A 24,206-nucleotide genomic window follows, 5' to 3' on the forward strand; every position below is an offset into this window, starting at 1 on the left:
GAACCCCTTTGAGTACGGGCCCCGGAGCACCTTCCGTCCCCGCACCGACACCCACCCACGAGCCCCCGCCCCTCCACGAGGCCCCGCCCACGCCCGCCGTCCCGGAAGCACCGCCGGATACCACCGGCCTGCTCAAGCGGCCCGCTCCGGCTCGGCCGGATGCCGCCGCCGCACCCACACCTTCCGGGCCGCCGCCCGAGCCGGTCGCGAGCGCCCCCGAGGCCCCCGTCGCCCGTGAGCGGGTGTCCATGTTCCGGTCGTTGCGGGTTCGGAACTACCGGCTGTTCTTCGTCGGGCAGGTCGTGTCGAACATCGGCACCTGGATGCAGCGGATCGCGCAGGACTGGCTGGTGCTGAGCCTGACGGGTTCGTCTACGGCGGTCGGTGTGACGATGGCGCTGCAGTTCCTGCCGATGCTGCTGTTCGGGCTGTACGGCGGAGTGCTGGTCGACCGGTTCCCGAAGCGGCGGCTGCTGTTCGTGACACAGACGTCGATGGCGTTGACGGGGCTGGCGCTCGCCGTGCTGACGCTCTCCGGGCATGTTCAGGTGTGGCACGTGTATGTGGCCGCATTCGCCGTGGGCATGGCCACCGTGGTCGACAACCCGGCCCGGCAGTCGTTCGTGTCGGAGATGGTCGGGCCGGAGCACCTGCAGAACGCGGTCAGCCTCAACTCCGCGAACTTCCAGTCGGCCCGTCTGGTCGGCCCCGCCGTCGCCGGTGTGCTGATCACCACGGTGGGCACGGGCTGGGCCTTCCTCTACAACGGCCTCTCCTTCGCCGCGCCCCTCACCGGCCTGCTGCTGATGCGGACCCGCGACCTGAACCCCGTCCGCCGTGCCCCACGCGCCAAGGGCCAGCTCCGCGAGGGCCTGCGCTATGTCGCCGGCCGCCCCGAACTGCTCTGGCCCATCGTCCTCGTCGGCTTCATCGGCACCTTCGGCTTCAACTTCCCCGTCTGGCTGTCGGCGTACGCGGACGACGTGTTCCACGCGGACGCCGGCTCGTACAGCCTCTTCAACACGCTCATGGCGGTCGGCTCGGTCTCCGGCGCGCTGCTCGCGGCCCGCCGCGGCACCGCGCGGCTGCGCGTGCTGATCGGGGGCGCGCTGGCCTTCGGCCTGCTGGAGATCGTGGCCGCGCTGGCACCGGCGTACTGGATGTTCGCCCTGCTCATGGTGCCGATAGGGATGTTCGGGCTGACGGTGAACGTCACCACCAACACGGCCATCCAGATGGGCACCGACCCCGCGATGCGCGGCCGCGTCATGGCCCTCTACATGATGGTCTTCCTCGGCGGCACCCCCCTGGGCGCGCCGATCGCCGGCTGGGTCACCGACGCGTACGGCCCCCGGGTCGGCTTCCTGGCGGGCGGCGCGGTCGCGACGGCCGCCGCGGTCACCGTGGGCCTGATCCTCGTCAGGGCCGGCGGGATGCGGCTGTCGGTGGGGTGGAACCAGGGGCGTCCGCAGATGCGATTCGTGCCGAAAGGGCCGGTGGAGCCGAAGGGCTCGATGGAATCGAAGGAGCAGCCGGTGGAATCGAAGGAGCAGCCGGTGTCCGCCTCCGCTACGTGATCTCCCGTATCCGTTCCAGGGCCAGCTCGAAGGCGGTCGGGCCGACCTTCATCGGGCCGCTGAACGGGTAGTCGAACTCGTACACGATCAGCAGCATCACGCCCATGGTGAGGGCCGGCGCGAAGACCACCCCGGTGTGGGCGCGCAGGCTCTCCATGCCGAAGAGGTAGACGAAGGCGAGCGTGACGAGGGCGCCGATGAGCAGGGCGGCCCACAGCAGCAGGGGGACCCCGGCCGTGGCCGCCTCGTTCACACTCCCCCACTCTCGGCTTCGCTCGAGCGGGGGGACCCCCATCGGCGCGCGTCGCCGAGCTGGGCCACGGCCGTGAGCGCGCCGTTGTAGCGGACCTCGGCGGTGCCGGTGGCCGGTTCCTGCTCGTTGATGATCGTCCGGATCTCGGTGAACTGCCGCCAGGCCGCCGGGTCGTCCCGCTGCTCGGCCAGCAGCGGCCACTCGTCCCGGATGACCCGGGCGGTGTACCGCTCGGTGAGCCCGGCGAGGCGGTCGCCCTCGGCCGGCGGGAGCGTACGGCTGAACGTCCTGTCGTACGTCCATGGTCGTGGGGCGCTCGCCAGGTGATCCATTCCCTGGAAGGGTGACAGGTATGAGACTGTTTGCCGCGGTGCTGCCACCTGCCGACGTCGTGGATGAACTCGGGCTGATGATCGGGGAGTTGAAGGGCCGGGCGGATGCTGACCGGCTGCGCTGGACCGAGCCGCCCGGGTGGCACTTCACGCTCGCCTTCTACGGGGAGGTCGAGGCGTACGTCGTAACGGATCTGTCGGAGCGGTTGGCGCGGGTCGCGCACCGGACTGATGCGTTTCCGCTGGCGGTGGCGGGCGGCGGGCAGTTCGGTCACGGCCGGGCGCTGTGGGCGGGGGCGGAGGGCGACCTGGGTGCTCTGCGGCTGCTGGCCGACCGGGCGGAGGCGGCCGGGCGCAAGGCCGGGGTGGACATGGGGGAGCACCGCCGGTACAAGCCGCATCTGACGGTGGCCCGCAGCCGGGAGGCGTTCGAGGTACGGCCGTACGTCGAGGCGCTCGGTCGTTTCGTCGGGCGTACGTGGACCGTCGCCGAGCTGGCGTTGGTGCGCAGCAACCTGCCGACCTCGGGGGTGCCGGGGGAGCAGCCGCGGTACGAGGTCGTTGGGCGCTGGGGCCTGGCTGCCGGGGGCTGAGGGGGCGCCTGAGGGGGCCGGGGGTGGCCGGTTAGGCTCGGTGGTGTGGACCCGAAGACCCGTAACCGGATCATGGCCGGTGTGCTTGTGCTGATGTTCGCGGTGGTTGCTCTCGCGGCGGCGCTTGGAAAGTGACCGCTCGGTGGGGTGAGCCGGGGAACTGCGGACCGTACTGATCTGCGGCCCGGTGGGGGCTGGTCGCGCAGTTCCCCGCGCCCCTAGAAGACGGCGGCGTCGCTGCTCACAGGGCTACCAGGCGAAGGCCTCGGGGGACGGGCCGGGCCCGGGGAAGATCTCGTCCAGTGACTTCAGGAGCTCCTCGCTCAGGTCCAGCTGCGAGGCCCGGATCGCGGATTCGAGCTGTTCCGCCGTGCGGGGGCCGACGATCGGGCCCGTGACTCCGGGGCGGGTCAGGAGCCAGGCCAGGGCGGCTTCGCCGGGCTCGATGCCGTGCTTGTCGAGGAGGTCCTCGTAGGACTGGATCTGGGCGCGGGCGGCCGGGTCGGCGAGGGTCTCGGCCGCGCGGCCGGAGGTGCGGCGGCCGCCCTGGACCTCCTTCTTGATGACACCGCCGAGCAGTCCGCCGTGCAGCGGTGACCAGGGGATGACCCCGAGGCCGTACTCCTGAGCCGCCGGGATGACCTCCATCTCGGCGCGACGCTCGGCGAGGTTGTAGAGGCACTGCTCGCTGACGAGGCCGATGGTGCCGCCCCGGCGGGCGGCGGTCTCGTTGGCCTGGGCGATCTTGTAGCCGGGGAAGTTGGAGGAGCCGACGTAAAGGATCTTGCCCTGCTGTACGAGGACGTCGATCGCCTGCCAGATCTCCTCGAAGGGGGTGGCCCGGTCGATGTGGTGGAACTGGTAGACGTCGATGTAGTCCGTCCGCAGCCGCTTGAGGCTGGCGTCGACCGCGCGCCGGATGTTCAGGGCGGAGAGCTTGTCGTGGTTGGGCCAGGCGTCGGGGTCCGCCGCCATGTTCGCGTAGACCTTGGTGGCGAGCACGACCTTGTCGCGGCGCTCGCCGCCCTTCGCGAACCAGGTGCCGATGATGCTCTCGGTGCGGCCCTTGTTCTCGCCCCAGCCGTACACGTTCGCCGTGTCGAAGAAGTTGATCCCCGCGTCCAGCGCCGCGTCCATGATCGCGTGGCTGTCCGCTTCGTCCGTCTGCGGACCGAAGTTCATGGTGCCGAGCACCAGCCGGCTGACCTTGAGTCCCGTGCGTCCGAGCTGTGTGTACTTCATGACTCCTTAGCCAAGGCCGTGGAGTGCGCTCTAGGCAAGCGGGGGCGGGTGTGTGGCGGCCTGGATGGGTGGGACCTTGACGCTATCCAACGGTTAGTGCTTTCCTTCGGTAAGTACCACCACCTTGAAACTTCAAGTTATTCATGGGAGCCATCGTGACCCCCACCACGCCTGCCCGCCGCACCCTTGTCGCCGCCCTCGTGGCCGCGGCGCTCACGTCGACCGTCGCCGTCGTACCGGCGGTCGCGGCCCCGACGGCCGCCGCCGAGCGGGTCTCGTACGGGGATGCCTCGCGCCTCGGCTACCAGAAGGCCGTCGCCGTTCGCGTGCTCAAGGGGGTGTTCGAGGAGGGGGACACGGCGGTCGTGGACCGTTACGTGCGGCCGGACTACATCCAGCACAACCCGCTCGCGCCGGACGGGGCGGAGACGTTGAAGGGTCTCGCGGGGGTGATGAACCAGCAGTTCCCGGACGCCGAGTACGACGTCAAGCGGGTCCTCGCGCAGGGCGACCTGGTCCTCGTGCACTCCAACGTCGTGCTGACGCCCGGCAGTCGGGGCTCCGCCGTGTTCGACATCTTCCGGTTCCAGGGCGGGCGGATCGCTGAGCACTGGGACGTGGTGCAGGAGGTGCCGGAGTCGTCGGCGAACGGCAACGACATGTTCTCCACGGTCAGTCGGCCGCGGACCAGCAAGCCGGGGCCGGCCTGGCTGACCTCGTACAACGAGAAGCTGGTGACGAAGGCGTTCGACCGGCTGCTGGTGCGCAAGGACCTCTCGGCGGTCGACAAGTACTGGGGCCCCGAGTACCACCAGCACAACCCGAACATCCCGAACGGGGTGGAGGGGGTCAAGGCCGGGCTGGGCGCCTACTTCCAGCAGTTCCCCCAGCTCTCCGTCTCCCCGAAGCGTGTCATCGCCGAGGGTGACCTCGTCGCCGTCCACAGCCACTACGTGAACGCGCCGGGCGAGCGCGGCCAGGCCGTCATCGACCTCTTCCGGGTGCGCAACGGGAAGATCGTCGAGCATTGGGACGCGCTCCAGGACGTACCGGCGACTTCGGCGAACGACAACACGATGTTCTGACCACGATGCTCTGACCACGATGCTCTGACCACGATGCTCTGACCACGATGTTCTGACCACGATGTTCTGACGGCGACGGGCGTACAGGGCCGTGCCACCCTGTGCGCCATGGAGCGCGTGTGGATTCGGGGACTGGTCGTGCCGCCGTTGTTGGTGTCATTGCTGCGGGAGGGGCGGTGGGTGCATCCGGGGGACGCGGAGATGGGCCGGGTGATTCCGTGGTTCGAGGATCCGCTGCACTTCTGCGGCAGCGTGGCCGAGATGGAGCGGGAGTCCCGGTCGATGGACATGTTCGCCGACGACTCGTCCTCCGATCTGTTTCACGTGCTGCGGGGCAGCCGGCGGGAGGCGCCCGTCGAACTGCCCTGGATGGACGTCGAGAAGGCGTACCTCGTCGCCGTCAATCGGCGGCCGGGCGACGACGTGGCCCTCGCGCTCGACTACCGCACCGATCCGGCGGACCCCAGGGTCGTGGGCAGCGACTTCTGGACGGACCCCAGGCATGGCGCGTGGCGGGTGGTGGCGCCCACCTTCTCGGCGTTCGCCGCCGTGCTCGGGCTCAGGTCTTCGGCAGATTCTGAGGGCTCTGGGGGCTCTGGGGGCTCTGGGGGCTAGGGGGGCTCTGGGCGGTCTGAGAGTTCTGGGTGTCAGGGGGGTTTCGGGGGTTCTTGATGGGTGGCTCGGTGGGGCGGGCCGGTCGGCGGTGGGGGAGCAGGAGGAGTGGGGTCGCCAGGAGGAGGACGCCGGCGGCGGTGATCGCGATGCGGGGGGTGGTGACGGCGGCGAGGAGGCCCCAGAGGGCCGTCAGGGCGGCGGTGGTGAGTTTGCCGGTGACGGACCAGGCGGAGAGGGTGCGGACGACGCGGTCCGGTGGGGTCTCGTTGAGGCGTCGCGTGGCCAGCACGGGGGTGTAGACGGCTATGCAGGTGATCAGACCGAGTTCGACGACCATGACGAGGACGAGACCGGCGGTACCGGGGCCGACGAACGCCAGCCCCAGCGGCCAGCACGCCCGCAGTGTCCCGGCGGTCAGCAGGACCCTGCGGGGGCCGTACCGGGCGACCAGACGGCGGGAGAGGCGGGAGCCGATCAGACCGCCGACGCAGGGCACGGCGAAGGCGAGGCCGTACTGCCAGGCGGAGAAGCCGAGTTGGCCCACCATGAGGACGAGCATCAGCGGCGAGGCCACCATGATCAGGGCGTTGACGAGGACGGTGTTGAGGAAGAGGGGACGCAGGGCCGGGTTGGTGAGGATGTAGCGCCAGCCGTCGAGGAGGTCGCTGGGGCGGAGACGGGGCAAGGGGGCGGGGCGCGGCGGGCCGCTTCCTGGCGCGGGCTGCTGCGGCGAGGGCTCCGGTGGCGGCGCGTTGTCCGGCTCGGGCCCTCGTGGCGGTCCATTCCCCGGCTCGGGTCCACGTAGCGGTCCATTCCCCGGCTCGGGTTCCCGTGGCGGGACGATTCCCGTGGCGGGCTCACGTGGCGAGGGTTCCTGTTGCGGGCCGGTCCTCGTCGTGGGCTCCGGTCGCGGGTGGTCCCCCGGCGCGGGCTCCGGGCGCGGTCCGGTCCCCGGCGTGGGTTCCGGGCACGGGCCGGTCCTCGTCGTGGGTTCGGGTCGCGGTCCGGTCCCCGGCGCGGGTTTCCGTAGCGCCCCGTTTCGTGTCGGGTGGGGCTCGTTGCCGCCGATCGCTCGGATGCCCGCCGCCGAGAGGAGGTAGCTGACCGCGTCGGCCACGAGGGTCGTCACCGGGCCGAAGATGCCCAGCGCGGCTCCGCCCAGTGGTGGGCCGAGCATGGTGGTGGTCCAGGTCGTGGCCTCCAGGCGGCCGTTGGCGGCCAGGAGATGTTCCGGGGGGACCAGGGACTTCAGACAGGCGCCGCTCGCCGCGGTGAAGGTGATGTCGGCCGCGGCGACGACCGTCGACACCAGCAGGAGCTGGGGGAAGGTGAGCAGATCGAGGGCGTACGCCGCCGGGACGGTCAGCAGGGCCGCACAGCGGACCAGGTCCATCGTGATCATCACCGGGCGCTTGCGGCGGAACTCCACCCAGGGGCCGAGCGGTACGGCCACCGCCGCGCCGACCGCCAGGCCGGTCGCCGCCAGTGCGGAGACCTCCGACGGGCCGACGTCCAGGACCAGCACCGCGATCAGGGGGAACGCGTCGAACGCCAGCCGCGTACCGAACGAACTGACCGCGAACGACGCCCACAGCCACCGGAACTCCCGCCCCAGCGCGCCGCCCCGCCCGGCCCCCACCATCTCCGGTACCCCCGCCGTCGCGCCGCTCGACGCGGTCCGTGCGGGTCGCGTCCGACCGGGTCATCCAAGCGGGCGGGAGGCGGTCGATCAAGCCACCGGCCGGCCGGGGAGCGGTTCTTGGCCAGGCCTTTGACGGCTTGACGCGACGGGCTCAGTCGCGGGGGAACTCGTCGGTCTTGAGGGTGAGGTCGAGAAGTGTCATGGTCATATCGACGTCCCCGCCGTACGTGATGGAGAGGTCGCTGACATAGTCCCCGTCCTTGGGCTGCGTGAACAGGCGACACTTGCCCACATAGGGGTCGGCGATGAGGTAGACGGGGACCTCGGCGAGTGCGTACGCGGTCTTCTTGGGGCCGTAGTCGTTCATGGCCGTGTCCTTGGAGATGACCTCGGCGATGAACTCCACGTCCTGGTGACGCCAACGGCCCTCGGCGTCCTTCGTCGAGCCGTCGCGCAGCTTCGCCACGTCCGGGGCGAGACCGTTCTTGTAGCCGGGGAAGTCGATGCGGACATCCGAGAACACTTTCGAGCGTCGCCCGAAGCGATCCCTGGCCGCATCGATGATCAGGAGAATGGTCTCCCAGTGCACGTCCCGCTGCGGCGACATGTAGACGGTCCCCTCGACGATCTCGACCTTGTAACCCTCGGGGACGGGCATCTTCTCGAGCCGCTCGAACATCTCGTCGAGCCAGCTCGTGTTGTCGCTCTCGGCCATCGCGATCCTGTCTTCAAGGACGGTCATCGTGGCGCTCCTCCCCGGCTGCCGCTCGGTCGCACACAGCCGCGCAGTACAACGATACGTTCGGTGGCCAGGACACGGCCGGTAGGGCGAAAACCTGTCGTTCGCGCTGCTGACGGCCAGGGTCAGGAAGCCTGCCCAGGCGCGCGGGGAGGACCGCTCGGGACCCAGCGGGTTCCCGCGGCCGTCACGACAGCTCGTACGGTCCGCCCAGCCCCCACGCCTCGTGCATCGCGCTCGCGAAAGCCGCCGCGATCTTGTGTTCGCCGGAGGCGTTGGGGTGGGTGCCGTCGTAGGTGTCCCAGTGGATGTCGTACGACGGGGGCGGGGACGCCAGGAGGAGCGGGGAGCGGGGCTCGTCGAGGTCGGCGGCCGTCTTGGCGAGGAGTTCGTTGAAGCGGGCGACCTGGGCGGCGAAGGGGGCGTCGGACTCGGCGCGGACGTTCGGGGTGACCGGGAGGAGGACCATGCGGACGCGCGGGTCCGCCTCGCGGGCGGCCGCGACGAAGCGGCGGGTGTTCTCGGCGGTCTGCTCGGCGTTGGTGTAGAAGCCCAGGTCGATGAGGCCGAGGGAGACGAGGAGCACGTTGGCGCGCTGCTCGCGGATCGCGCCGGCGATCAGCGGGGCCATGTGGAGCCAGCCCTCGCCCCAGCCGGCGAGATGGGCGCGGGGGAAACGCGGGTCGGTGTCGGCGTACTCGTACGACGTCGGGGCGTCCAGCGTCTTGTCGTAGAGCGTCTCGCGCGGGCCGACGATCTTGAAGGGGCCGTTGTGCGTCGCGCACAGGTGCTGCCAGAACCGGTAGCGCCATGTGTGTTCGCCCGCGCTCCCGATCGTCATGGAGTCGCCTACGGGCATGAACCTGAGCATTCGCACATCATGAACGATCGCTACCGGCTGGTAGGGGCCGTCCGGGCCGACAGCCCTGTGAACCTTGCCACGTGGAGGGCGCCCCGCAGGGGCGCGGGGAACTGCGCGCCCAGCCACGAACAACCCGCACCCGACCACCCACCGGACACCCCAACGGCGCTCCCCACCCCACCCAGCGGAGTGAGATGGCAGGCTTGGGACCATGCGCCGTCGCCCCCTCCCCTTCCTCCACCCGTTCCTCGCCGGCTTCGCCGGGCTCGCCGCGGTCCTGCTCGCCGCCGTGTCGGCCGCGCCCGCGGTCGCCGCCGACGACGGGTTCACGATGAAGGACTCGAGGATCACCGAGTCGAGCGGTCTGGCCGCGTCGCGGCAGCACCCGGGGGTCTACTGGACCCACAACGACAGCGACGACGGGGCGTTCCTCTACGCCGTGGACAGCAAGACCGGCGAGACGGTCGCCACGGTCACGCTGACGGGCGTCGGCACCCCGCGTGACGTCGAGGCGATCTCCATCGGCCCGGACAACAGGCTCTACGTCGGCGACATCGGCGACAACCTCGGCGGCACCTGGGCGTACGTGTGGATCTACGAGCTGCCGGAGCCGAAGGAGCTGACGGACCAGACGGTCAAGGCCACGCAGTACGTCGTGAAGTACGAGGACGGGGCACGGGACGCGGAGGCGCTGATGGTGCATCAGAAGACCGGGCGGGTCTACATCGCCGACAAGAACGAGGCGGGCGGGTCGCTGTACGAGGGACCGGCCGAGCTCTCCGCCTCCGGCACGAACGTCTTCAAGAAGGTCGCCGCCGTCCCCGACCTGGAGGTCACCGACGGCGCGTTCTCGCCCGACGGCAAGCAGCTCGCCCTGCGCGCGTACTTCGGCGCCATCCTCTACGACTGGAACGACGGCGAGATCAAGAAGGCCGAGCGGCTGAGCGTGCCGTTGCAGCGGCAGGGGGAGTCGGTCACCTTCACCACCGACGGCTCCACGATCATGTACGGCAGTGAGGGGTCGGGCAGCACGGTCGTCGCGCGGGACGTGCCAGGCTCCGGAAGCGGCGGCTCCGGCTCCTCGTCGTCCGAGTCCTCCGACGGGGACGGCTCCTCCGGAACCTCCCAGGCGGACGGCGAGGGCACCAGCTCCACGGTCAAGGTCGGCGTCCTCGCCGTCGCCGGGGCCGTGGTCGTCGTATGGGGCTTCAAGCGGCTGCTGCGCCGGCCGTCCTGAGCCCGCCGGCGACCAGGTGGGTGGCAGACCGGGTCAGATCACGCGGAACAGGTCGGCGGCGGCGTGGACGTCCGTGAGGTCCTCGATGGCGCGGAGGTTGTCGCACAGGGCGTCCAGGACCGAGTCGGCCTCGGCGACGCGCGGGGCGCCGACGGCCACCCCGAAGACGCGGAAGCCCAGCCGGTGCTTGGCGTCGTTCCAGCCGCGCATCCATTCCTCGGTGACACCGCAGTCGTCGTCGGTGATCATCACGATGTCGCCGCGTCTGCGGGCCGCGTCGTCGAACTCCTCCGCCAGCAGTTCGCCGGCCGCCGTCAGCGGCCTGCGGGGCATCGGACCGCCCAGGCCCGACCAGGCATCCCCGGGCGTGAGCGAACCCGCCCCCGCATCCCCGGACCACGCACCAGATGCGTGCCGCCCGGACGCGGAGCGAACGCGGGCGACCAGAACACCCAACACCGTTCGGGGTGTTCGGCTGAGCATGAGTCCTGGCAACAGGACTCACTCCCGCTCAGCCTTTAGGAACGGTGGTAGATCCGCTCGTTGAGGTAGCCCAGCGTCTCGTTCAGTGCCGTCGTGGAGCACTTGAAGATCTCGTCGATGAACGCGATGTGCGCGGTCGTGGCGCGGCTGTCGTAGACCTGGCGGTACTCGCCCCGGGCCAGCGCGGCGACGTCGATGGGGCCGAACATCCGCGTCGGCGCGGTGAACTTCGACAGCAGGATCTCCCAGTAGGACGCCCCCTCGATCCTGCCGGTGAGCTCCCTGGCCATCTCGGACTTCGCCGTGCCGGGCGGGCCGAGCACCAGCGAGTGCTGTCCGGCCAGCAGTGTCACGACCAGCGTCCGCACCACGTCGGCCCGCTCGTAGAAACGGTCCGACAGCTCGTCACCGATCGCCCGCTGCCGCTTGGCGGTGTCCTGCGCGTCCGGTGCGTTCGATGGGTCGCGTGCGTCCGGTGCGTCCGGTGCGTCCATGGTCAACTCCTAGCCTGTGACGCCCTGTTGGGCCGACTGGGCGGCCTTTCGCCGAGCAAGACAGCCTTTCGAACGCCCTCGCTGTCAGGCACCTTCCCCGCCCCCACCCCGCTGTTCGACGAACACCTCCAGCCCGTCCAGGATGCGCTGGAGGCCGAACTCGAAGTGGTCGAAGTCCGTGCCGAAGGCGTCCTCGGAGAGGCCGGCGAGGAGCGGGTAGCGGCCGGAGGTCATGACTTCCTCGATCACCGGCGTGTGGGCCTGCCAGAACTCCGCGTCGGTCAGGCCGGTCCGGCGCTCGGCCTCCCGCTGGTAGAGCTGGGTGCGGGCGGCGCCGACGACATAGCCGTCGACGGCGATGATCGCGGAGATCAGCTCGGGGTCGGTCAGACCCATGGACTTGATACGGGCGAGGACCTTCTCCATGCCGTCGAGGGCGCTGGGGCCGAGAAGCGGCCGGGACTGGTTGACCTGGAGCAGCCAGGGGTGGCGCTGGTAGAGGGCGAGGGTCGCGCGGCCCAGGGCCTCCAGGGCCGAGCGCCAGCCGCCGTCGCCGAGGTCGTCGGGGTTCTCGGAGGGCCGCTGGACGCGGTCGAGCATCAGGTCCAGCAGCTCGGCCTTGCCAGGGACGTAGCGGTACAGGGACATGGTGCCGGTGCCGAGCTCGGTGGCGACGCGGCGCATGGAGACGGCCTCCAGGCCCTCGGCGTCGGCGACCAGGACGGCCGCCTCCACGATCCGGTCCAGCGTGAGCCCCGGCTTGGGGCCACGGCTGGGGCGCCGGCCGGTGTCCCACAGCAGCTGCAGGGTGCGGACGATGTCGCCGCTGCCGCTGGTCTCCGTACCGCCGACGGCACCGCCACCGGTACGGCCGCTGCTCGCGCCGTCACCCGTACTGCCCTTGCCCCTTGTCATGGCCTGAGTTTATGTCCTCGAGGAAAAAACTGGGTACGGCGTACGCGTAATCGGGTACGGTGTACCCAATTGAAGAGAAGGGGGACTCATGAGCGACGGAAACGGAGCCCGGGGCGGCGACGGGTACGCCGTGCGGGCGGAGGGGCTGGAGAAGCGGTACGGCGAGAAGCGGGCGCTCGACGGCTTCGATCTCACCGTCCGCGAGGGCACGGTGCACGGCCTCCTCGGCCCGAACGGCGCGGGCAAGACCACGGCCGTACGCATCCTGTCCACGCTGCTGCGCCTGGACGGCGGCCGGGCGACGGTGGCCGGCCTCGATGTCGCGCGGCATCCGCGCGAGGTGCGCGCCAGGATCGGCCTCACCGGCCAGTACGCGGCGGTGGACGAGGTGTTGACGGGGCGTCAGAACCTGGAGATGTTCGGGCGGCTGTTCCATCTGGGCGGGAGGCGGGCGAAGCTGCGCGCGGCCGAACTCCTCGACCAGTTCGAGCTCACCGATGCCGCGGACAAGGGCGTCGGCAAGTACAGCGGCGGTATGCGGCGCCGGCTCGACCTCGCCGCCTCGATGATCCTCGCCCCGGCCGTCCTCTTCCTCGACGAGCCGACGACCGGCCTCGACCCGCGCAGCCGGGGCGAAGTATGGGAAACCGTACGGGCATTGGTGGCGAGCGGTACGACCGTCCTGCTCACCACGCAGTATCTGGAGGAGGCCGACAAGCTGGCCTCGCGCATCACCGTCATCGACCAGGGGCGGGCGATCGCCGACGACACCCCGGACGGGCTGAAGAGCACGGTCGGCGGTGACCGCATCGAGGTCGTCGTCGCCGAGCGCGCCGACATCCCGCGCGCGGTGAAGGTCGTCGCCCGCGTCTCGGACGGCGAACCGGAGTCGGACGACACGGAGTTGCGCGTCCACGCACCCGTGACCGACCGCGTCTCGGCCCTCACCGAGGTGGCGCGCACCCTCCAGGACGAGGGCGTACGGGTCGAGGACATCGGCCTGCGCAGGCCGAGCCTCGACGACGTGTTCCTGCGCCTGACCGGCCACCGCACGGAGAAGACCGCGAACACCGGGAGTACTGGGAACACCGACAAGGGGGCCGCCGTATGACCGCCGTCGACCTGAGTACGCCGAGCACGCACGGCCGTACGTACTGGCTGCTCGCCGACTGCTGGAACATCGTCCGGCGCGGCCTCACCCACTACCGGCGCCAGCCGGTCAACATCGCCTGGCAGCTGGGCTTTCCCATCCTGTCCGTGTTGTTGTACGGCTACGTCTTCGGCAGCGCCATGCAGGTGCCCGGTGGTGGGGACTACCGGGACTTCCTGATGCCGGGGATGTTCGTGATGACGATGGCCTTCGGGTTCATCAACACGGCGACGCTGGTGGTCTACGACTCCACCAAGGGTGTCATCGACCGCTTCCGCTCCATGCCGATGGCGCCGTCGGCGGTGGTCGCGGGGCGGGGTGTGACCGATCTCCTCGTCGCCTGCGCGGAGTTGGCCATCATGATGCTGACGGCCTTCGCGATGGGCTGGCGCCCGGACGCGGGCCTCGGCTTCCTGGGCGCGTTCGGCCTGCTCCTCTGGCTCCGCTTCGCGCTGATCTGGGTCGGCGTCTGGCTGGGCCTGATGGTCCCCAACCCGGAGGCGGCGGGCGGTCTCTTCGCCGTCGCGTTCCCGCTGACCATGATCTCCAGCATTTTCGTGGCCCCGCAGCTCATGCCCGACTGGCTGGGCTGGATCGCCGCCTGGAACCCGATCTCCTCCACGGCCGCCGCGACCCGCGAACTGTTCGGGACGCCGGTCGGCGGCGGCGACGCCTGGATCGAACAGAACGCGCTGCTGATGGCCGGGGTCTGGCCGGTGGTGCTGACGGCGATCTTCCTGCCGCTGGCGGTGCGGAGGTTCCAGAAGCTGAGCCGGTGAGGCAGGGCTCCTGCCCTGGGAAGGGCGTCCGGTGTACCAGGTGACGCCGGACGCCTTGACGTGTCCATGTGGCGCCTCTTCCATGGGGGGTGCGGGTGGTGGGAGCGCTCCCACCGTTTCCGGGCCCGCGCCTCCCGAGGAGGAAGCAGCGAAATGTTCCGCAGCTTACGGAGAACCCTGGGCGTTCTGTGCGCGGCCGCCGCCGTGCTGGCGCTGCCCCTGACCGGCGGCGCGCACGCGGCCACCGCGCCGGAGGCGGTTGCGGCGGAGATCGGCGCGGCCGAAGCCGGTGCCGGCTACTGGCGCACCAGCGGCCGTCAGATCCTGGACGCGTCCGGCCAGCCCGTCCGCATCGCCGGTATCAACTGGTTCGGCTTCGAGACCGCCAACCACGTCACCCACGGCCTCTGGTCCCGCGACTACAAGAGCATGATCGACCAGATGAAGTCGCTGGGCTACAACACCATCCGGATGCCCTACAGCGACGACATCCTCAAGTCCGGCACCATGCCCGACAGCATCAACCACGCCGACGGCAAGAACGCCGATCTGCAAGGCCTGACGTCCCTTCAGGTTCTGGACAGGATCGTCGCGTACGCCGGTCGGAGCGGTCTGAAGATCATCCTTGACCGCCACCGCCCGGACGCGGCCGGCCAGTCGGCTCTCTGGTACACCTCGGCCGTCCCCGAGACGACGTGGATCACCAACCTGAAGGCGCTGGCGACCCGCTACAAAGGCGACTCGACGGTCATCGGCATCGACCTCCACAACGAGCCCCACGATCCCGCCTGCTGGGGCTGCGGCGACACGGCCAGGGACTGGCGCCTGGCCGCCCAACGCGCCGGCAACGCGGTCCTCTCCGTCAACCCCGACCTGCTGATCCTCGTGGAGGGCGTCCAGACGTACAACGGCGTCTCGGGTTGGTGGGGCGGCAACCTGATGGGCGTGGCCCAGTACCCCGTGCAGTTGGATGTGGCGAACCGGGTGGTGTACTCGGCCCACGACTACGCGACGAGCGTCGCCCAGCAGAGCTGGTTCAGCGACCCGTCCTTCCCCGCGAACATGCCCGGCGTCTGGGACAGGTACTGGGGCTACATCTTCAAGCAGAACATCGCGCCGGTGTGGGTGGGCGAGTTCGGTACGACGCTCCAGTCGACCGTGGACCAGCGATGGCTGGCCGCCCTGGTCACCTACCTCCGCTCGACCTCGACCCACGGCTCGGACTCCTTCCACTGGACCTTCTGGTCCTGGAACCCCAACTCCGGGGACACGGGCGGGATTCTGAAGGACGACTGGCAGACCGTGGACACGGTCAAGGACGGCTACCTGGCGAGCATCAAGGCCCCGGGCTTCCCGGCGGGCGACCCCGGTGACCCCGACGACCCGGATGACCCGGACGACCCGGGCGGCCCCGGCGGCGGAACGGCCGCCTGCACCGCCGCCTACACCGTCACCAGCGACTGGGGCACCGGCTTCAACGCCGACGTGAAGGTGACGAACACCGGCACGACCCCGATCAGCTCCTGGAAGGTGACCTGGACCTGGCCCGGGTCCCAGCAGGTGACGAACATGTGGAACGCGTCGTACACCCAGAGCGGGGCGACGGTGACGGCGACGAACACCGCCCACAACGGGGCCGTAGCCGCCGGAGGTTCGGCGAGCTTCGGCTTCGGGGGCGCGCCCGGGGGCGGGGGTGCGCCGAGCGTGAGCTGTGCGGCGGGGTGACCGTGGCGTGAGATGGGGGCGCCCGGTGCTCGCCGGGCGCGCTCGTCGGTGGGGGGCGTGATGTTCAGGATTGACCCAACCACCCCCTTTCTGTGGGTCACTTGAGCGTTCTCAATGACTCAATTCAGTCAAGTCTTGGTCGAATACGTTCTTGTGTGGCGCGTTCTTCCGGAACCATGCGGCACGGGCCGCGTACCTCGCGGACCTGAACCCCCCTCACCGTTGCGAGAGAACGCCATGAGAAGAAGCGCAGCCGTGTTCTGCGGCGCCACCGTCGTCCTGGCGGGGACGCTCACAGCCGTCCCCGCCAACGCCAGCGCGTCGCAGTCCGCGAACACCGTCCAGGCCGCCGCCGCGAAGGTCGCCTGGAAGAAGTGCGCCACGGACGACTATCCGACGCTCCAGTGCGCGTCGGTGAAGGTGCCGCTCAACTACGCGAAGCCGGGCGGGAAGAAGATCACGCTGGCTCTGTCCCGCGTGCCGCACACCTCGAAGACGTACCAGGGCCCGCTGCTGGTCAACCCGGGCGGTCCCGGCGGCAGCGGTCTGACGCTGGCCGGGTTCGTCGCGTCCTCGCTGCCGAAGAAGGTGGCGGCCCAGTACGACGTCGTCGGCTTCGACCCGCGCGGCGTGGGCAAGAGCAAGCCCGCCCTGGACTGCAAGCCCGGCTACTTCAACCCGGTGCGCCCGGACTCCGTGCCCAGCACGTCCGCGATCGAGAAGGCCAACCTCTCGCGCGCCCAGTCCTTCGCCAAGGCCTGCGGCACGAAGTACAAGGACGTCCTGCCGTACATCAACACCATCAGTGCCGTGAAGGACCTGGACTCGATCCGGAAGGCCCTCGGCGCGAAGAAGATCAACTACTTCGGCTACTCGTACGGCACGTACCTCGGCGCGGTCTACGCCAAGCTGTACCCCCAGCGGGTGCGGCGCCTGGTGCTGGACTCGATCGTCGACCCGACGGGCGTCTGGTACGAGGACAACCTCGACCAGGACTACGCCTTCGACAAGCGCCACAAGGCGCTCATGGCGTGGATAGCCAAGTACGACTCCACCTACAAGCTCGGCACCGACCCGGCGAAGATCGAGGCCAAGTGGTACGCCATGCGGGCGGCCCTCGCCAAGAAGCCCGCGGGCGGCAAGGTGGGCGCCTCCGAACTGGAGGACACCTTCCTCCCGGGCGGCTACTACAACGGCTACTGGCCGTACCTCGCCGAGGCGTTCGCGGCCTACGTGAACAAGGGCGACGCCGATCCGCTGGTCGAGGCGTACGAGAACTTCGCCGCCATCGACTCCTCCGGCGACAACGGCTACAGCGTCTACGCCTCGGTGCAGTGCCGTGACGCGGCCTGGCCGCGCGACTGGAAGAAGTGGACCAAGGACAACTGGGCGGTGTACAAGAAGGCGCCGTTCATGGCCTGGAACAACGCCTGGTACAACGCGCCGTGCGCGTTCTGGCCGACCAAGTCGCTGAAGCCGGTCAATGTCGCCAACTCCAAGCTGCCGCCGGTGCTGCTGTTCCAGGCGACGGACGACGCGGCCACCCCGTACCAGGGCGGCGTCACCGTCCACAAGCTGCTCAAGAACTCCAGCCTGGTCGTCGAACAGGGCGGCGGCAACCACGGCATCTCGCTGAGCGGCAACACCTGCCTCGACAAGTACCTGGCGACGTACCTCACCAACGGCAAGGTGCCGCGTGGCAAGGGCAAGGTCGACGCCGTCTGCAAGAAGCTGCCCGACCCGAAGCCGCAGGCCGCGCAGCAGAGCTCGGCGCAGTCGACGCTGAGCACGGCCCCGGAAACCGCCGCGACGAACGGTGACACCCTGCACGGCATCCTCGGCTTCCGCGGCTGACCGCGTCGCCTGTCTGAGCATCACCTCGTACGGGCCTGAGCATCACCGCGTACGGCAATGACAAGGGCGCCCGGCGATACGCCGGGCGCCCTTGTCATTGCGTGGGGCGATGCGGGACTCCCGATCGGATCGCACCGGATGCCATGGCCGGGGCGGCGTGTTGAGGCGTCGGTCAGTAGACGATCGACACGATCTGGCAGGCGGCCTCGGCCAGCTCGCGGTCGCCGTCGATGCGGGCGCGAGAGAGGGCGGTGTCGGGCTGGATGCCGCGGGTGCACAGGCGCCAGGCGGCCTCCGCATCCAGACGTACGAGCGCGGCGGGACGTCCGGCGTCCGGCTCGGCGAGTGACCAGCGGCGGTGGCCGGTTGCCGTGACCGTCCAACTGCCGCCGGCCGGTCCGTCGATCCGCACCTGGACCTGCGTGCCCACCGGCGCGACGACCTCGCGCAGGGTGTGGGGCAGGGCCCGCATGAAGGTGTCCAGCACCACGGTCAGGAACCGCGGATCAGGATCGGTGTCCTGGCCGACCGCGTGGCCGATCTGTTGGCGATGGGTCCAGAACTCGGTGAACTCGCGGGCGCTGTCCAGCCACATCGGTGCCGGGTCGACGCCGGCCCAGGACACCCCCAGCGACAGGGAATCGGGGTCGGTGGCCTCGAAGAACCGGGCGGTCTGACCGCCGATGAGGCCGAGGGTGTCGGTGAGCGCGGCCGGGCTCACCCGGGAGAAGGCGTCCACCCATTCCTGGTTGACGCGGTGGATGAACGCCTCCAGCGTCTCGCCCCGTGCGAAGGCGGGACCTTCCCGGTGGGCGTCGCGGTGGCGGGCAAGGCGCCCGTAGCAGTCGCCCAGGAGGTGTGCGGCGAGATCGTGGACGGTCCAGCCCGGCACCGCTTCCTTGCCCCAGTCTGCGGGCGCGAGGCCGCGCAACGTGGCCATCAGCGCGGCGTGTTCCGGAGCGAACAGAGAGCGGGCGTCGATCGGGGCACCGAGCCAGGACCGACTCGGCACGTCATTGAGCGGGGAGTCCATGACCGAAGCCTGCCAACCGAATGTCCCGACGGCCATCGGATATCCGGCCCTGGCCCCGACTGAAGTGTCGTTCGGGTGCTGCGTTCCTAAGGGCTGTCCCGTGATCGCTGGTCACACGTGTCCAACGCCCTCATGCTGGGCTTGGGTCAGCGGGGGCGTCATTGGTTGTCGATGCGCAGGCTCCGGATGTACCAGTCGAGTGCTGTCCCGTCCTCGCCGTGCGTGTGCTTGCCAGGGGTAAACCCTGCCCGCTGGGCGACTGCGGCAGATGCGGCGTTCTCCGGCTCTACCCGGATCACCGCCTCCTGTCCGCCCTCACTTGCCGCGTATCGGGAGACCAGGCGCACCGCGCGGGTGGCCAGGCCGCGTCCTCTCCAGAACGGGTAGAGGCCGTAGGCGACATTCACCTGGCCTGGCGCCAAGCCCTCTGCTGCGAACCGCAGATCGATCGTCCCCGCGAGCGTCTCGTCGGCGCCTACCCGTATACCGAAAGCGCGGAGTGGTCCGGCCGTGTCCCACTGCTCCCGGCAGTGCCGGATGTACGCTTCGACACCCTCGCGTGTGCCGGGACCGCCGCTGAGCCAGCGAACCAACGGCTCATCCTCGCCCGCGAGGTGCGCCTCCACATCGTCCAGGCGCAGCGGGGACAGCGTGATGATCCCGTCGGACAGCTTCACTTCATGCATCCGGCGATTCTTGACGCCGGAGCTGCGTCGCGCCATGGGATTCCGCGCGGACAGCCGGGCTCGCGCTGCGGCGAACCGATGTTGAGAGACTCAAGCCATGGGATCTTGGGGAACCTTGGGGCCGGCGCTGTTGTCTCTGGCAGGTGTTGCGCTCGGCGCGGGCGGATCGCTGTTTGGTCAGTACCTCGTCTCGCGAGCAGGTACCCGGCAGCTCGAAGTGCAGGAGTCAGCCGCGCACCGGGCGGAGCTCAAGAGCGCGGTCCTGAAGTTCCTGGGCATTGCGTCGCAGGTGGAGAAGGCGGCGCTCGCGCGCTTGAGCAGTGGCGACGCCGCGGCCGATCCCGTGCTCGACCAGCTCGTCGATGATCTGTGGTTGGCGCAGGCGGAGATCGACCTTGCGGCCAGAAGCGAGCCCCTGCGGGGGGCCGCCTACCGTTATGCAGCCCGCCTTGCCGAGGCGGCCCGGGGCGAGATAGCCGATGGGTCCGCGCTGCGCGGGCCGCAGGTGCAGTTCTTTGACGCGGCGTATGATGACATGTGGCCTGGCCAGCGGCGAGCGGCTGGGATTCCGTGACACCTCTGTAAGACGGTGCGGCGGAACTGCATCGCCACACCGTGTACGGCGCCGAGGCGCGTGAGTTGATTCTGAAGGCGATCGAGGCGCTGCACTGATGTCCGGCGTGGCTCCGCCCCGCCGGATGGGGCGACGGGCTGGCGGGACGGGACGGCCGGGCCTTGGGCCAACGGCCCCTAGCCCTGCGTGAAGTGGTCGAACTCCCCGGCCTTCGCGCCCGCGAGCATGGCGGCGATCTCGGAGTGGGTGAAGAGGAGGGCGGGGCCGTTCGGGGCCTTGCTGTGTCGGATGGCTATGCCGTTTTCGTGGGCGGCGAACTCGACGCAATCGCCGTCGCCTCCGGAGGCCGATGACTTCTGCCATGTGGCGGTCAGTTCGGAGGCGTTGGGGATTATGTGCTGCGACATGGCTGACTATCCTTCGCGGTATCCATTGAGGTGACGTTCGATGAGTTCCAATGATTCGGCTCCTCTCAGGGAGGCCGACATCATGAGCCGTTTGAACAGTCGGCTGTACGCCTGGACTTCGTCGGTCTCTTCCAGAAACCTGTTGCCGGTCAGACCTTCCAGGTAGACGACGTCAGGCTCCCAGCGTTGGGGAAATGTGAGTACTACGAACGGCCCGAACAGTGCTGCGTGAGACTCTGAGGCTTCTGGCAATACGTGGATGTTGACTGTGCCGGGGTATTCCTTGGCCATGATGAGGAGATGTTCGAGTTGTGCTGCCATGACTTCGGGCCCGCCGACGGCATGCCGGAACACCGACTCCGAGATGACACCCCAGAAAACCAGCGGGTTTGGCCGATCGAAGACGCTCTGCCGCTTTGCTCGAATACTCAGCCGCTCGGTTCGCTCTTCCTCGGCCATGCCCGGAAAGTGCTGATCAAGAACGGCAGCCGCATAGTCGTACGTCTGCAACAGCCCGGGAACCAGTGTGGTCTGAACGTTGTACGTGTCCGACGCATCCGATTCGTAGCCGATGAAGTCGGCGTACATGGTGCTCACCACCGAGCGGATGTCGGTCTCCCAGCCGCGGACATTTCCCCGGCGGCGGAGGTCGATCACGTAGCCGCGAAGGCTTCGGTCCTGCACCTTGTAGCGATCGAGTAGCGAGCTCAGGTCCGAATCGGAGATGCCGATACGCCCGGACTCGATGCGCGACAATTTCGCTTCCGACCAGCCGAGTCCGCGGGCAACGGTGTCCTGGCTCCCGTGCCCTCCGTCCTCGCGCAAACCTCGCAGGATGGACCCGAGCCGCACTTGACGCGCAGTCGGCTGCAAGATCCGGCGCGTGGCCATGAGGTGCCCCCTTCTTGGTCTGGGCAGCGATAACAGAGTGCAGGGCACCTGTCTGCCCCGTGACTTGGTGAGCACTCGAACGAGTGCATGTGGGCTGCATGGTTGCATGCCCGCCGAGCTGGTTGCAGGATTGCATCCGTAGTTGGATGCTCACTGTCCGCTCTGCCGCACCCCCCGAGGGGCTGATTGCCATGCCTGGACCCACCACACACCGTCAGTATCCCACCACCAACCGTTCGGTAGCCCGCGCCCGTTCGGACAGCCTCGCCTTCCTCTCCTTCTGCGGTATCGGCCGGGAGGAGGAATTCGCGGGTGATCTGGTGCTTGTCATCAGCGAGTTGGTGACGAATGCCGTAACTCACGGTCGGGCGCCGGGTACTTCCGGCCGACGGGTCGGCATGTCCATCGAAAAGGACGGCAACGTCTTCCGCGTGGAAGTGCGGGACACCCAGAGCGATGCGATGCCCGTGCTGTGCGAGGCGCGAATTGGCCTGGACGGCGGGGGCAGAGGGCTCTGGCTCGTCGACTCCCTGGCGGACAAGTGGGGCGTGCGGCCGGAAGGTGTCGGGAAAACCGTGTGGGCCGAGAAGGAATTCGGCGCGGGGAACGTCGGCGAGTGAAACAAAGGTGCCCCGCAGCGGCGTAGCGGGCCGATGCGGGGCGGTGTGCCAACAGCAAGCGAAGGAGCTGTCGACGTGCGGAACCCTATCGTCTGGTTGCTCGGCAGCCTGGCCGTTTTGCGCATCAGACGGCCACGCAGCCGAGGCGGGCCCCTGCCGGACCCCAGCAACGCCGTACCGGCATCGGATACGCCTCCGGAGACGCCCCGCGAATGGCACCTGAATCCCGGCAGGGCCCGTTGGGCGCGCTGGGCGAGGCGGGCCGAGCGGCTGCGGTGGAGTGGGCGGAGCCTCCCGTTGCTGCCAGAGGAGGAGTGCTGGCAGCGGGGGACTGGCGGGTGCCGGCGGCGTCCTGTCGGGCTGACCGACTGGGAGCAGTGGGAGACAGGGCACCCGGTGCGTACGTATGTGATCGTCGCCCTGGGCGAGGGGGCGGGCCATGGGTGATCGTGCCGCTCGGGTACTGCGCGCGGTGGATGAGCGGGAGTTCCTCGCCTGGGCCACGCATGTGCGGAGGTGCGGCAATGGGTGTCGGGTCAGCCTGGGCGTGGAGTGCGCTGAGGCGGTCCCTCTGCGTGAAGCCGTGCATGAGGCGCGGGCGAGGGCGGCGCCTGGCCCGTGAGCGCTGAGGCGCCCGGCGGCGGTCGCCGGGTGCCCTACGAACGTGCGGACGTGTCACGGCGGTCCGACTTGGACCCCGGCCACGGCGTACCGGCCGAAGCGGGAGCGCAGTCGACGCCAGGTGGGCAGCCGTAGCTGACGGGAAGCGTCCGGAGTGGTCGGTGGGTCCGGTACGACCGGGGCGTTCGGGAGGGCCGACAGGGCGTCGGCCTTGGTGAGCCAGGTGTCGAACACGCCGCGGAACAGGGGGTGGGTCTGGGTGGTCGGTAGGGAGCGCCTTACGGAAGCCACGACATTCTCCTCGCAGTCGTCATTTCGTGCTCGTCTTCGTTCGTCTTCGACGTTACGGAGAAATGGCTCGCTGATACCGTCCAATGGCATGCGGGAATCACAGACCAATCTGGCCGGGGACCTCCTGCTCAACCTGGGACAGGCCGGTGACGGGCCGCTGCACGAGCGGGTGAAGCGGGCGTTGCGGGTCGTGATCAGGCAGGGGCGGGTCGAGGTCGGTACCGCGCTGCCGCCCAGTCGGCAGCTCGCCGCCGACCTCGGCTGTTCGCGGTGGGCGGTGACCGAGGCGTACAGCCAGCTCGTCGCCGAGGGGTATCTGGAGGCTCGTACCGGGTCGGCCACGCGAGTGCGGTGGTCGAACGAGTCCGACGGCGGCGCCCGGCGGCCCGCGACGCACCAGGCGTCCGCGGCCCGTTTCGACCTCGCACCGGGGCTGCCGGACCTGCGGGCGTTTCCGCGTCGGCGGTGGGCCGACGCGGTTCGCGCGCAGGTGACGACCATGGAGTTCACGGAGTTCGGCTATCCGCAGGCCGGCGGGCACCCCCGGCTCAGGAGGCTGCTCGCCGAGTATCTGGGCCGTTCGCGCGGTGTCTCCGCGACCCCGCAGGACGTCACGGTGTGCACGAGTGTGACCGACGGCGTACGCCGTGTCTGCCACGCCCTGCGGGCCCACGGCATCACCGCCGTGGGCTGTGAGGAGCCGGGCTGGACACGGCTACGCGAAGTGGTCGGCGCCGCCGGCCTCGACACGGTGCCCATCCGCACGGACGCCGGCGGTCTGCGCACCGACGACCTCGCCCGGCACCCGGACCTGCGGGCCGTGCTGACGACGCCGGCGCATCAGTTCCCCCTCGGTACCGTGCTCGTCCCCGAGCGCCGCGCCGCCCTGTTGCGGTGGGCGCGCCAGGTGGACGGTGTCGTCCTGGAGGACGACTACGACGCGGAGTTCCGTTACGACCGGCGTCCGGTGGCGACCGTTCAGGGCATGGACCCGTCCCGGGTCGTCCTGTTCAAGTCGCTCAGCAAGATCCTGTCCCCGGCGCTCGGCATCGGCTGGATCGTGGCACCACCCCGCTGGACCGATCACCTCCACCACACCGACCAGGCAGCGATCCAGCCCTCCCCACTCGACCAGCTCGCCTTCGCCGCACTGCTCGAATCGGGCGCCTACGACCGCCACCTCCGCGCCTGCCGGCAGCGGTACCGCAACCGACGCGACACCCTCGTCCGAGCCCTCGCCGATCAGCTGCCCGACGCCTCGGTCTCCGGCGTCGCCGCCGGTCTCCACCTCATCCTCCGGCTGCCCGCCGCCGTGGACACCGCGGCCGTCGTCACCGCCGCGGCCTCCCGTTCCCTGCGCGTCGCCGACCTGACGGCCTATCACGCCACCGACCACCACGCCGATCACGGCCTCGTCCTCGGGTACGGCAATCTCGCCGACGGCATGGTGGACGAAGCGGTCCGCCGGCTCCGCGAGGCGATCGAGGCCGCCGGCCTCGCGTAAGC

24 protein-coding genes and 2 pseudogenes are annotated in these 24,206 nt (G+C 69.7%); 12 read left to right on the top strand and 14 right to left on the bottom strand.

Annotated features, from left to right (window positions below; translation table 11 throughout):
- Positions 1 to 248 precede the first annotated feature (248 nt).
- Complete coding sequence (locus JIX56_RS25960) at positions 249 to 1,577, top strand: MFS transporter (protein WP_443032065.1); 1,329 nt, start codon at positions 249 to 251, stop codon at positions 1,575 to 1,577.
- On the opposite strand, the gene JIX56_RS25965 is transcribed toward JIX56_RS25960, so the two are convergent.
- Positions 1,570 to 1,830, bottom strand: a complete 261-nt coding sequence (locus tag JIX56_RS25965; RefSeq protein ID WP_257544046.1) for a bestrophin-like domain — start codon at positions 1,828 to 1,830, stop codon at positions 1,570 to 1,572. The genes JIX56_RS25960 and JIX56_RS25965 overlap by 8 nt on opposite strands.
- Complete coding sequence (locus tag JIX56_RS25970) at positions 1,827 to 2,162, bottom strand: bestrophin-like domain (RefSeq protein WP_257544048.1); 336 nt, start codon at positions 2,160 to 2,162, stop codon at positions 1,827 to 1,829. Before JIX56_RS25970 ends, JIX56_RS25965 begins: the two co-directional genes overlap by 4 nt.
- Positions 2,163 to 2,182: 20 nt before the next feature.
- Between JIX56_RS25970 and thpR the strand changes: the two genes are divergently transcribed.
- Positions 2,183 to 2,755, top strand: a complete 573-nt coding sequence (gene thpR / locus JIX56_RS25975; RefSeq protein ID WP_257544050.1) for an RNA 2',3'-cyclic phosphodiesterase — start codon at positions 2,183 to 2,185, stop codon at positions 2,753 to 2,755.
- Positions 2,756 to 3,004: 249 nt separating this feature from the next.
- On the opposite strand, the gene JIX56_RS25980 is transcribed toward thpR, so the two are convergent.
- A complete protein-coding gene (locus JIX56_RS25980; RefSeq protein WP_257544052.1) occupies positions 3,005 to 3,997 on the bottom strand; it encodes an aldo/keto reductase in 993 nt (330 codons plus the stop codon).
- A gap of 155 nt (positions 3,998 to 4,152) precedes the next feature.
- Here JIX56_RS25980 and JIX56_RS25985 point away from each other — a divergent pair, with 155 nt between their 5' ends.
- The gene (locus JIX56_RS25985; RefSeq protein WP_257544054.1) at positions 4,153 to 5,082 is read left to right on the top strand and encodes a nuclear transport factor 2 family protein; all 930 of its coding nucleotides are present in this window, start codon (positions 4,153 to 4,155) and stop codon (positions 5,080 to 5,082) included.
- Positions 5,083 to 5,190: 108 nt separating this feature from the next.
- The gene (locus JIX56_RS25990) at positions 5,191 to 5,697 is read left to right on the top strand and encodes a hypothetical protein (RefSeq protein WP_257544056.1); all 507 of its coding nucleotides are present in this window, start codon (positions 5,191 to 5,193) and stop codon (positions 5,695 to 5,697) included.
- Here the strand turns inward: JIX56_RS25990 and JIX56_RS25995 are convergent.
- The 3 genes from JIX56_RS25995 to JIX56_RS26005 form a co-directional block, all read right to left on the bottom strand.
- The gene (locus JIX56_RS25995) at positions 5,642 to 7,339 is read right to left on the bottom strand and encodes an MFS transporter (protein WP_257544058.1); all 1,698 of its coding nucleotides are present in this window, start codon (positions 7,337 to 7,339) and stop codon (positions 5,642 to 5,644) included. The two genes, JIX56_RS25990 and JIX56_RS25995, sit on opposite strands and share 56 nt — an antisense overlap.
- Before the next feature lie 151 nt (positions 7,340 to 7,490).
- Positions 7,491 to 8,081: a Uma2 family endonuclease gene (locus JIX56_RS26000; RefSeq protein ID WP_257544060.1), complete on the bottom strand. Its 591-nt coding sequence runs from the start codon at positions 8,079 to 8,081 to the stop codon at positions 7,491 to 7,493.
- A 184-nt stretch (positions 8,082 to 8,265) separates the two neighbouring features.
- Positions 8,266 to 8,949: a GDSL-type esterase/lipase family protein gene (locus JIX56_RS26005; RefSeq protein ID WP_257544061.1), complete on the bottom strand. Its 684-nt coding sequence runs from the start codon at positions 8,947 to 8,949 to the stop codon at positions 8,266 to 8,268.
- A gap of 202 nt (positions 8,950 to 9,151) precedes the next feature.
- Between JIX56_RS26005 and JIX56_RS26010 the strand changes: the two genes are divergently transcribed.
- Positions 9,152 to 10,177, top strand: coding sequence for a WD40 repeat domain-containing protein (locus JIX56_RS26010; RefSeq protein ID WP_257544062.1), 1,026 nt, complete (start codon positions 9,152 to 9,154; stop codon positions 10,175 to 10,177).
- A gap of 33 nt (positions 10,178 to 10,210) precedes the next feature.
- Here JIX56_RS26010 and JIX56_RS26015 read toward each other — a convergent pair.
- The 3 genes and pseudogenes from JIX56_RS26015 to JIX56_RS26030 form a co-directional block, all read right to left on the bottom strand.
- Positions 10,211 to 10,501, bottom strand: a pseudogene (locus JIX56_RS26015) (hypothetical protein); the annotation flags it as partial.
- Between the two features lie 203 nt (positions 10,502 to 10,704).
- Positions 10,705 to 11,154, bottom strand: a pseudogene (locus tag JIX56_RS26025) (AAA family ATPase); the annotation flags it as partial.
- Between the two features lie 84 nt (positions 11,155 to 11,238).
- A complete protein-coding gene (locus JIX56_RS26030) occupies positions 11,239 to 12,069 on the bottom strand; it encodes a TetR/AcrR family transcriptional regulator (RefSeq protein WP_257544063.1) in 831 nt (276 codons plus the stop codon).
- An 88-nt stretch (positions 12,070 to 12,157) separates the two neighbouring features.
- Here JIX56_RS26030 and JIX56_RS26035 point away from each other — a divergent pair, with 88 nt between their 5' ends.
- The 4 genes from JIX56_RS26035 to JIX56_RS26050 all read left to right on the top strand — a co-directional run bounded on the left by JIX56_RS26035 (position 12,158) and on the right by JIX56_RS26050 (position 17,577).
- Positions 12,158 to 13,180, top strand: coding sequence for an ATP-binding cassette domain-containing protein (locus JIX56_RS26035; protein ID WP_257544064.1), 1,023 nt, complete (start codon positions 12,158 to 12,160; stop codon positions 13,178 to 13,180).
- Positions 13,177 to 13,998, top strand: coding sequence for an ABC transporter permease (locus JIX56_RS26040; protein WP_257544066.1), 822 nt, complete (start codon positions 13,177 to 13,179; stop codon positions 13,996 to 13,998). Before JIX56_RS26035 ends, JIX56_RS26040 begins: the two co-directional genes overlap by 4 nt.
- Positions 13,999 to 14,151: 153 nt before the next feature.
- Positions 14,152 to 15,723, top strand: a complete 1,572-nt coding sequence (locus JIX56_RS26045) for a cellulase family glycosylhydrolase (RefSeq protein ID WP_257544068.1) — start codon at positions 14,152 to 14,154, stop codon at positions 15,721 to 15,723.
- A gap of 237 nt (positions 15,724 to 15,960) precedes the next feature.
- The gene (locus tag JIX56_RS26050) at positions 15,961 to 17,577 is read left to right on the top strand and encodes an alpha/beta hydrolase (protein WP_257544070.1); all 1,617 of its coding nucleotides are present in this window, start codon (positions 15,961 to 15,963) and stop codon (positions 17,575 to 17,577) included.
- A gap of 172 nt (positions 17,578 to 17,749) precedes the next feature.
- Here JIX56_RS26050 and JIX56_RS26055 read toward each other — a convergent pair whose 3' ends face one another.
- Together JIX56_RS26055 and JIX56_RS26060 are read right to left on the bottom strand one after the other, a co-directional pair.
- The gene (locus JIX56_RS26055; RefSeq protein ID WP_257544072.1) at positions 17,750 to 18,610 is read right to left on the bottom strand and encodes a maleylpyruvate isomerase family mycothiol-dependent enzyme; all 861 of its coding nucleotides are present in this window, start codon (positions 18,608 to 18,610) and stop codon (positions 17,750 to 17,752) included.
- Between the two features lie 158 nt (positions 18,611 to 18,768).
- Positions 18,769 to 19,296 carry a GNAT family N-acetyltransferase gene (locus JIX56_RS26060; protein ID WP_257544074.1) on the bottom strand — a complete coding sequence of 176 codons (528 nt, stop codon included), beginning with the start codon at positions 19,294 to 19,296 and terminating at the stop codon, positions 18,769 to 18,771.
- 97 nt (positions 19,297 to 19,393) lie between these two features.
- Here JIX56_RS26060 and JIX56_RS26065 point away from each other — a divergent pair, with 97 nt between their 5' ends.
- On the top strand, positions 19,394 to 19,870 hold the full coding sequence (locus tag JIX56_RS26065; RefSeq protein WP_257544076.1) for a hypothetical protein: 477 nt from the start codon (positions 19,394 to 19,396) through the stop codon (positions 19,868 to 19,870).
- Positions 19,871 to 20,046: 176 nt separating this feature from the next.
- Here the strand turns inward: JIX56_RS26065 and JIX56_RS26070 are convergent, their stop codons facing one another.
- Together JIX56_RS26070 and JIX56_RS26075 are read right to left on the bottom strand one after the other, a co-directional pair.
- Positions 20,047 to 20,277 carry a DUF397 domain-containing protein gene (locus JIX56_RS26070; RefSeq protein WP_257544078.1) on the bottom strand — a complete coding sequence of 77 codons (231 nt, stop codon included), beginning with the start codon at positions 20,275 to 20,277 and terminating at the stop codon, positions 20,047 to 20,049.
- 6 nt (positions 20,278 to 20,283) lie between these two features.
- Entirely contained in the window at positions 20,284 to 21,168 is an 885-nt protein-coding gene (locus tag JIX56_RS26075; protein WP_257544080.1) for a helix-turn-helix domain-containing protein, read from the bottom strand.
- A gap of 191 nt (positions 21,169 to 21,359) precedes the next feature.
- Here JIX56_RS26075 and JIX56_RS26080 point away from each other — a divergent pair, with 191 nt between their 5' ends.
- Positions 21,360 to 21,788, top strand: coding sequence for an ATP-binding protein (locus JIX56_RS26080; RefSeq protein ID WP_257544082.1), 429 nt, complete (start codon positions 21,360 to 21,362; stop codon positions 21,786 to 21,788).
- Positions 21,789 to 22,463: 675 nt separating this feature from the next.
- Here JIX56_RS26080 and JIX56_RS26085 read toward each other — a convergent pair.
- The gene (locus JIX56_RS26085; protein WP_257544084.1) at positions 22,464 to 22,700 is read right to left on the bottom strand and encodes a hypothetical protein; all 237 of its coding nucleotides are present in this window, start codon (positions 22,698 to 22,700) and stop codon (positions 22,464 to 22,466) included.
- An 88-nt stretch (positions 22,701 to 22,788) separates the two neighbouring features.
- Between JIX56_RS26085 and pdxR the strand changes: the two genes are divergently transcribed.
- Complete coding sequence (gene pdxR / locus JIX56_RS26090) at positions 22,789 to 24,204, top strand: MocR-like pyridoxine biosynthesis transcription factor PdxR (protein WP_257544085.1); 1,416 nt, start codon at positions 22,789 to 22,791, stop codon at positions 24,202 to 24,204.
- Positions 24,205 to 24,206: the final 2 nt, after the last annotated feature.

The organism is Streptomyces sp. CA-210063 (assembly GCF_024612015.1).
In the GTDB taxonomy this organism is placed as follows: domain Bacteria; phylum Actinomycetota; class Actinomycetes; order Streptomycetales; family Streptomycetaceae; genus Streptomyces.

Coding starts and splice junctions, on each gene's coding strand:
- pdxR (WP_257544085.1), top strand. CDS start 22,789: ATGCGGGAATCACAGACCAATCTGGCCGGGGACCTCCTGCTCAACCTG.
- JIX56_RS25960 (WP_443032065.1), top strand. CDS start 249: ATGTTCCGGTCGTTGCGGGTTCGGAACTACCGGCTGTTCTTCGTCGGG.
- JIX56_RS26080 (WP_257544082.1), top strand. CDS start 21,360: ATGCCTGGACCCACCACACACCGTCAGTATCCCACCACCAACCGTTCG.
- JIX56_RS26035 (WP_257544064.1), top strand. CDS start 12,158: ATGAGCGACGGAAACGGAGCCCGGGGCGGCGACGGGTACGCCGTGCGG.
- JIX56_RS26070 (WP_257544078.1), bottom strand. CDS start 20,277: ATGTCGCAGCACATAATCCCCAACGCCTCCGAACTGACCGCCACATGG.
- JIX56_RS26045 (WP_257544068.1), top strand. CDS start 14,152: ATGTTCCGCAGCTTACGGAGAACCCTGGGCGTTCTGTGCGCGGCCGCC.
- JIX56_RS26005 (WP_257544061.1), bottom strand. CDS start 8,949: ATGCTCAGGTTCATGCCCGTAGGCGACTCCATGACGATCGGGAGCGCG.
- JIX56_RS26030 (WP_257544063.1), bottom strand. CDS start 12,069: ATGACAAGGGGCAAGGGCAGTACGGGTGACGGCGCGAGCAGCGGCCGT.
- JIX56_RS26075 (WP_257544080.1), bottom strand. CDS start 21,168: ATGGCCACGCGCCGGATCTTGCAGCCGACTGCGCGTCAAGTGCGGCTC.
- JIX56_RS26040 (WP_257544066.1), top strand. CDS start 13,177: ATGACCGCCGTCGACCTGAGTACGCCGAGCACGCACGGCCGTACGTAC.
- JIX56_RS26000 (WP_257544060.1), bottom strand. CDS start 8,081: ATGACCGTCCTTGAAGACAGGATCGCGATGGCCGAGAGCGACAACACG.
- JIX56_RS25990 (WP_257544056.1), top strand. CDS start 5,191: ATGGAGCGCGTGTGGATTCGGGGACTGGTCGTGCCGCCGTTGTTGGTG.
- JIX56_RS26050 (WP_257544070.1), top strand. CDS start 15,961: ATGAGAAGAAGCGCAGCCGTGTTCTGCGGCGCCACCGTCGTCCTGGCG.
- JIX56_RS25995 (WP_257544058.1), bottom strand. CDS start 7,339: ATGGTGGGGGCCGGGCGGGGCGGCGCGCTGGGGCGGGAGTTCCGGTGG.
- JIX56_RS26055 (WP_257544072.1), bottom strand. CDS start 18,610: ATGGACTCCCCGCTCAATGACGTGCCGAGTCGGTCCTGGCTCGGTGCC.
- thpR (WP_257544050.1), top strand. CDS start 2,183: ATGAGACTGTTTGCCGCGGTGCTGCCACCTGCCGACGTCGTGGATGAA.
- JIX56_RS25980 (WP_257544052.1), bottom strand. CDS start 3,997: ATGAAGTACACACAGCTCGGACGCACGGGACTCAAGGTCAGCCGGCTG.
- JIX56_RS25970 (WP_257544048.1), bottom strand. CDS start 2,162: ATGGATCACCTGGCGAGCGCCCCACGACCATGGACGTACGACAGGACG.
- JIX56_RS26010 (WP_257544062.1), top strand. CDS start 9,152: ATGCGCCGTCGCCCCCTCCCCTTCCTCCACCCGTTCCTCGCCGGCTTC.
- JIX56_RS26060 (WP_257544074.1), bottom strand. CDS start 19,296: ATGCATGAAGTGAAGCTGTCCGACGGGATCATCACGCTGTCCCCGCTG.
- JIX56_RS26065 (WP_257544076.1), top strand. CDS start 19,394: ATGGGATCTTGGGGAACCTTGGGGCCGGCGCTGTTGTCTCTGGCAGGT.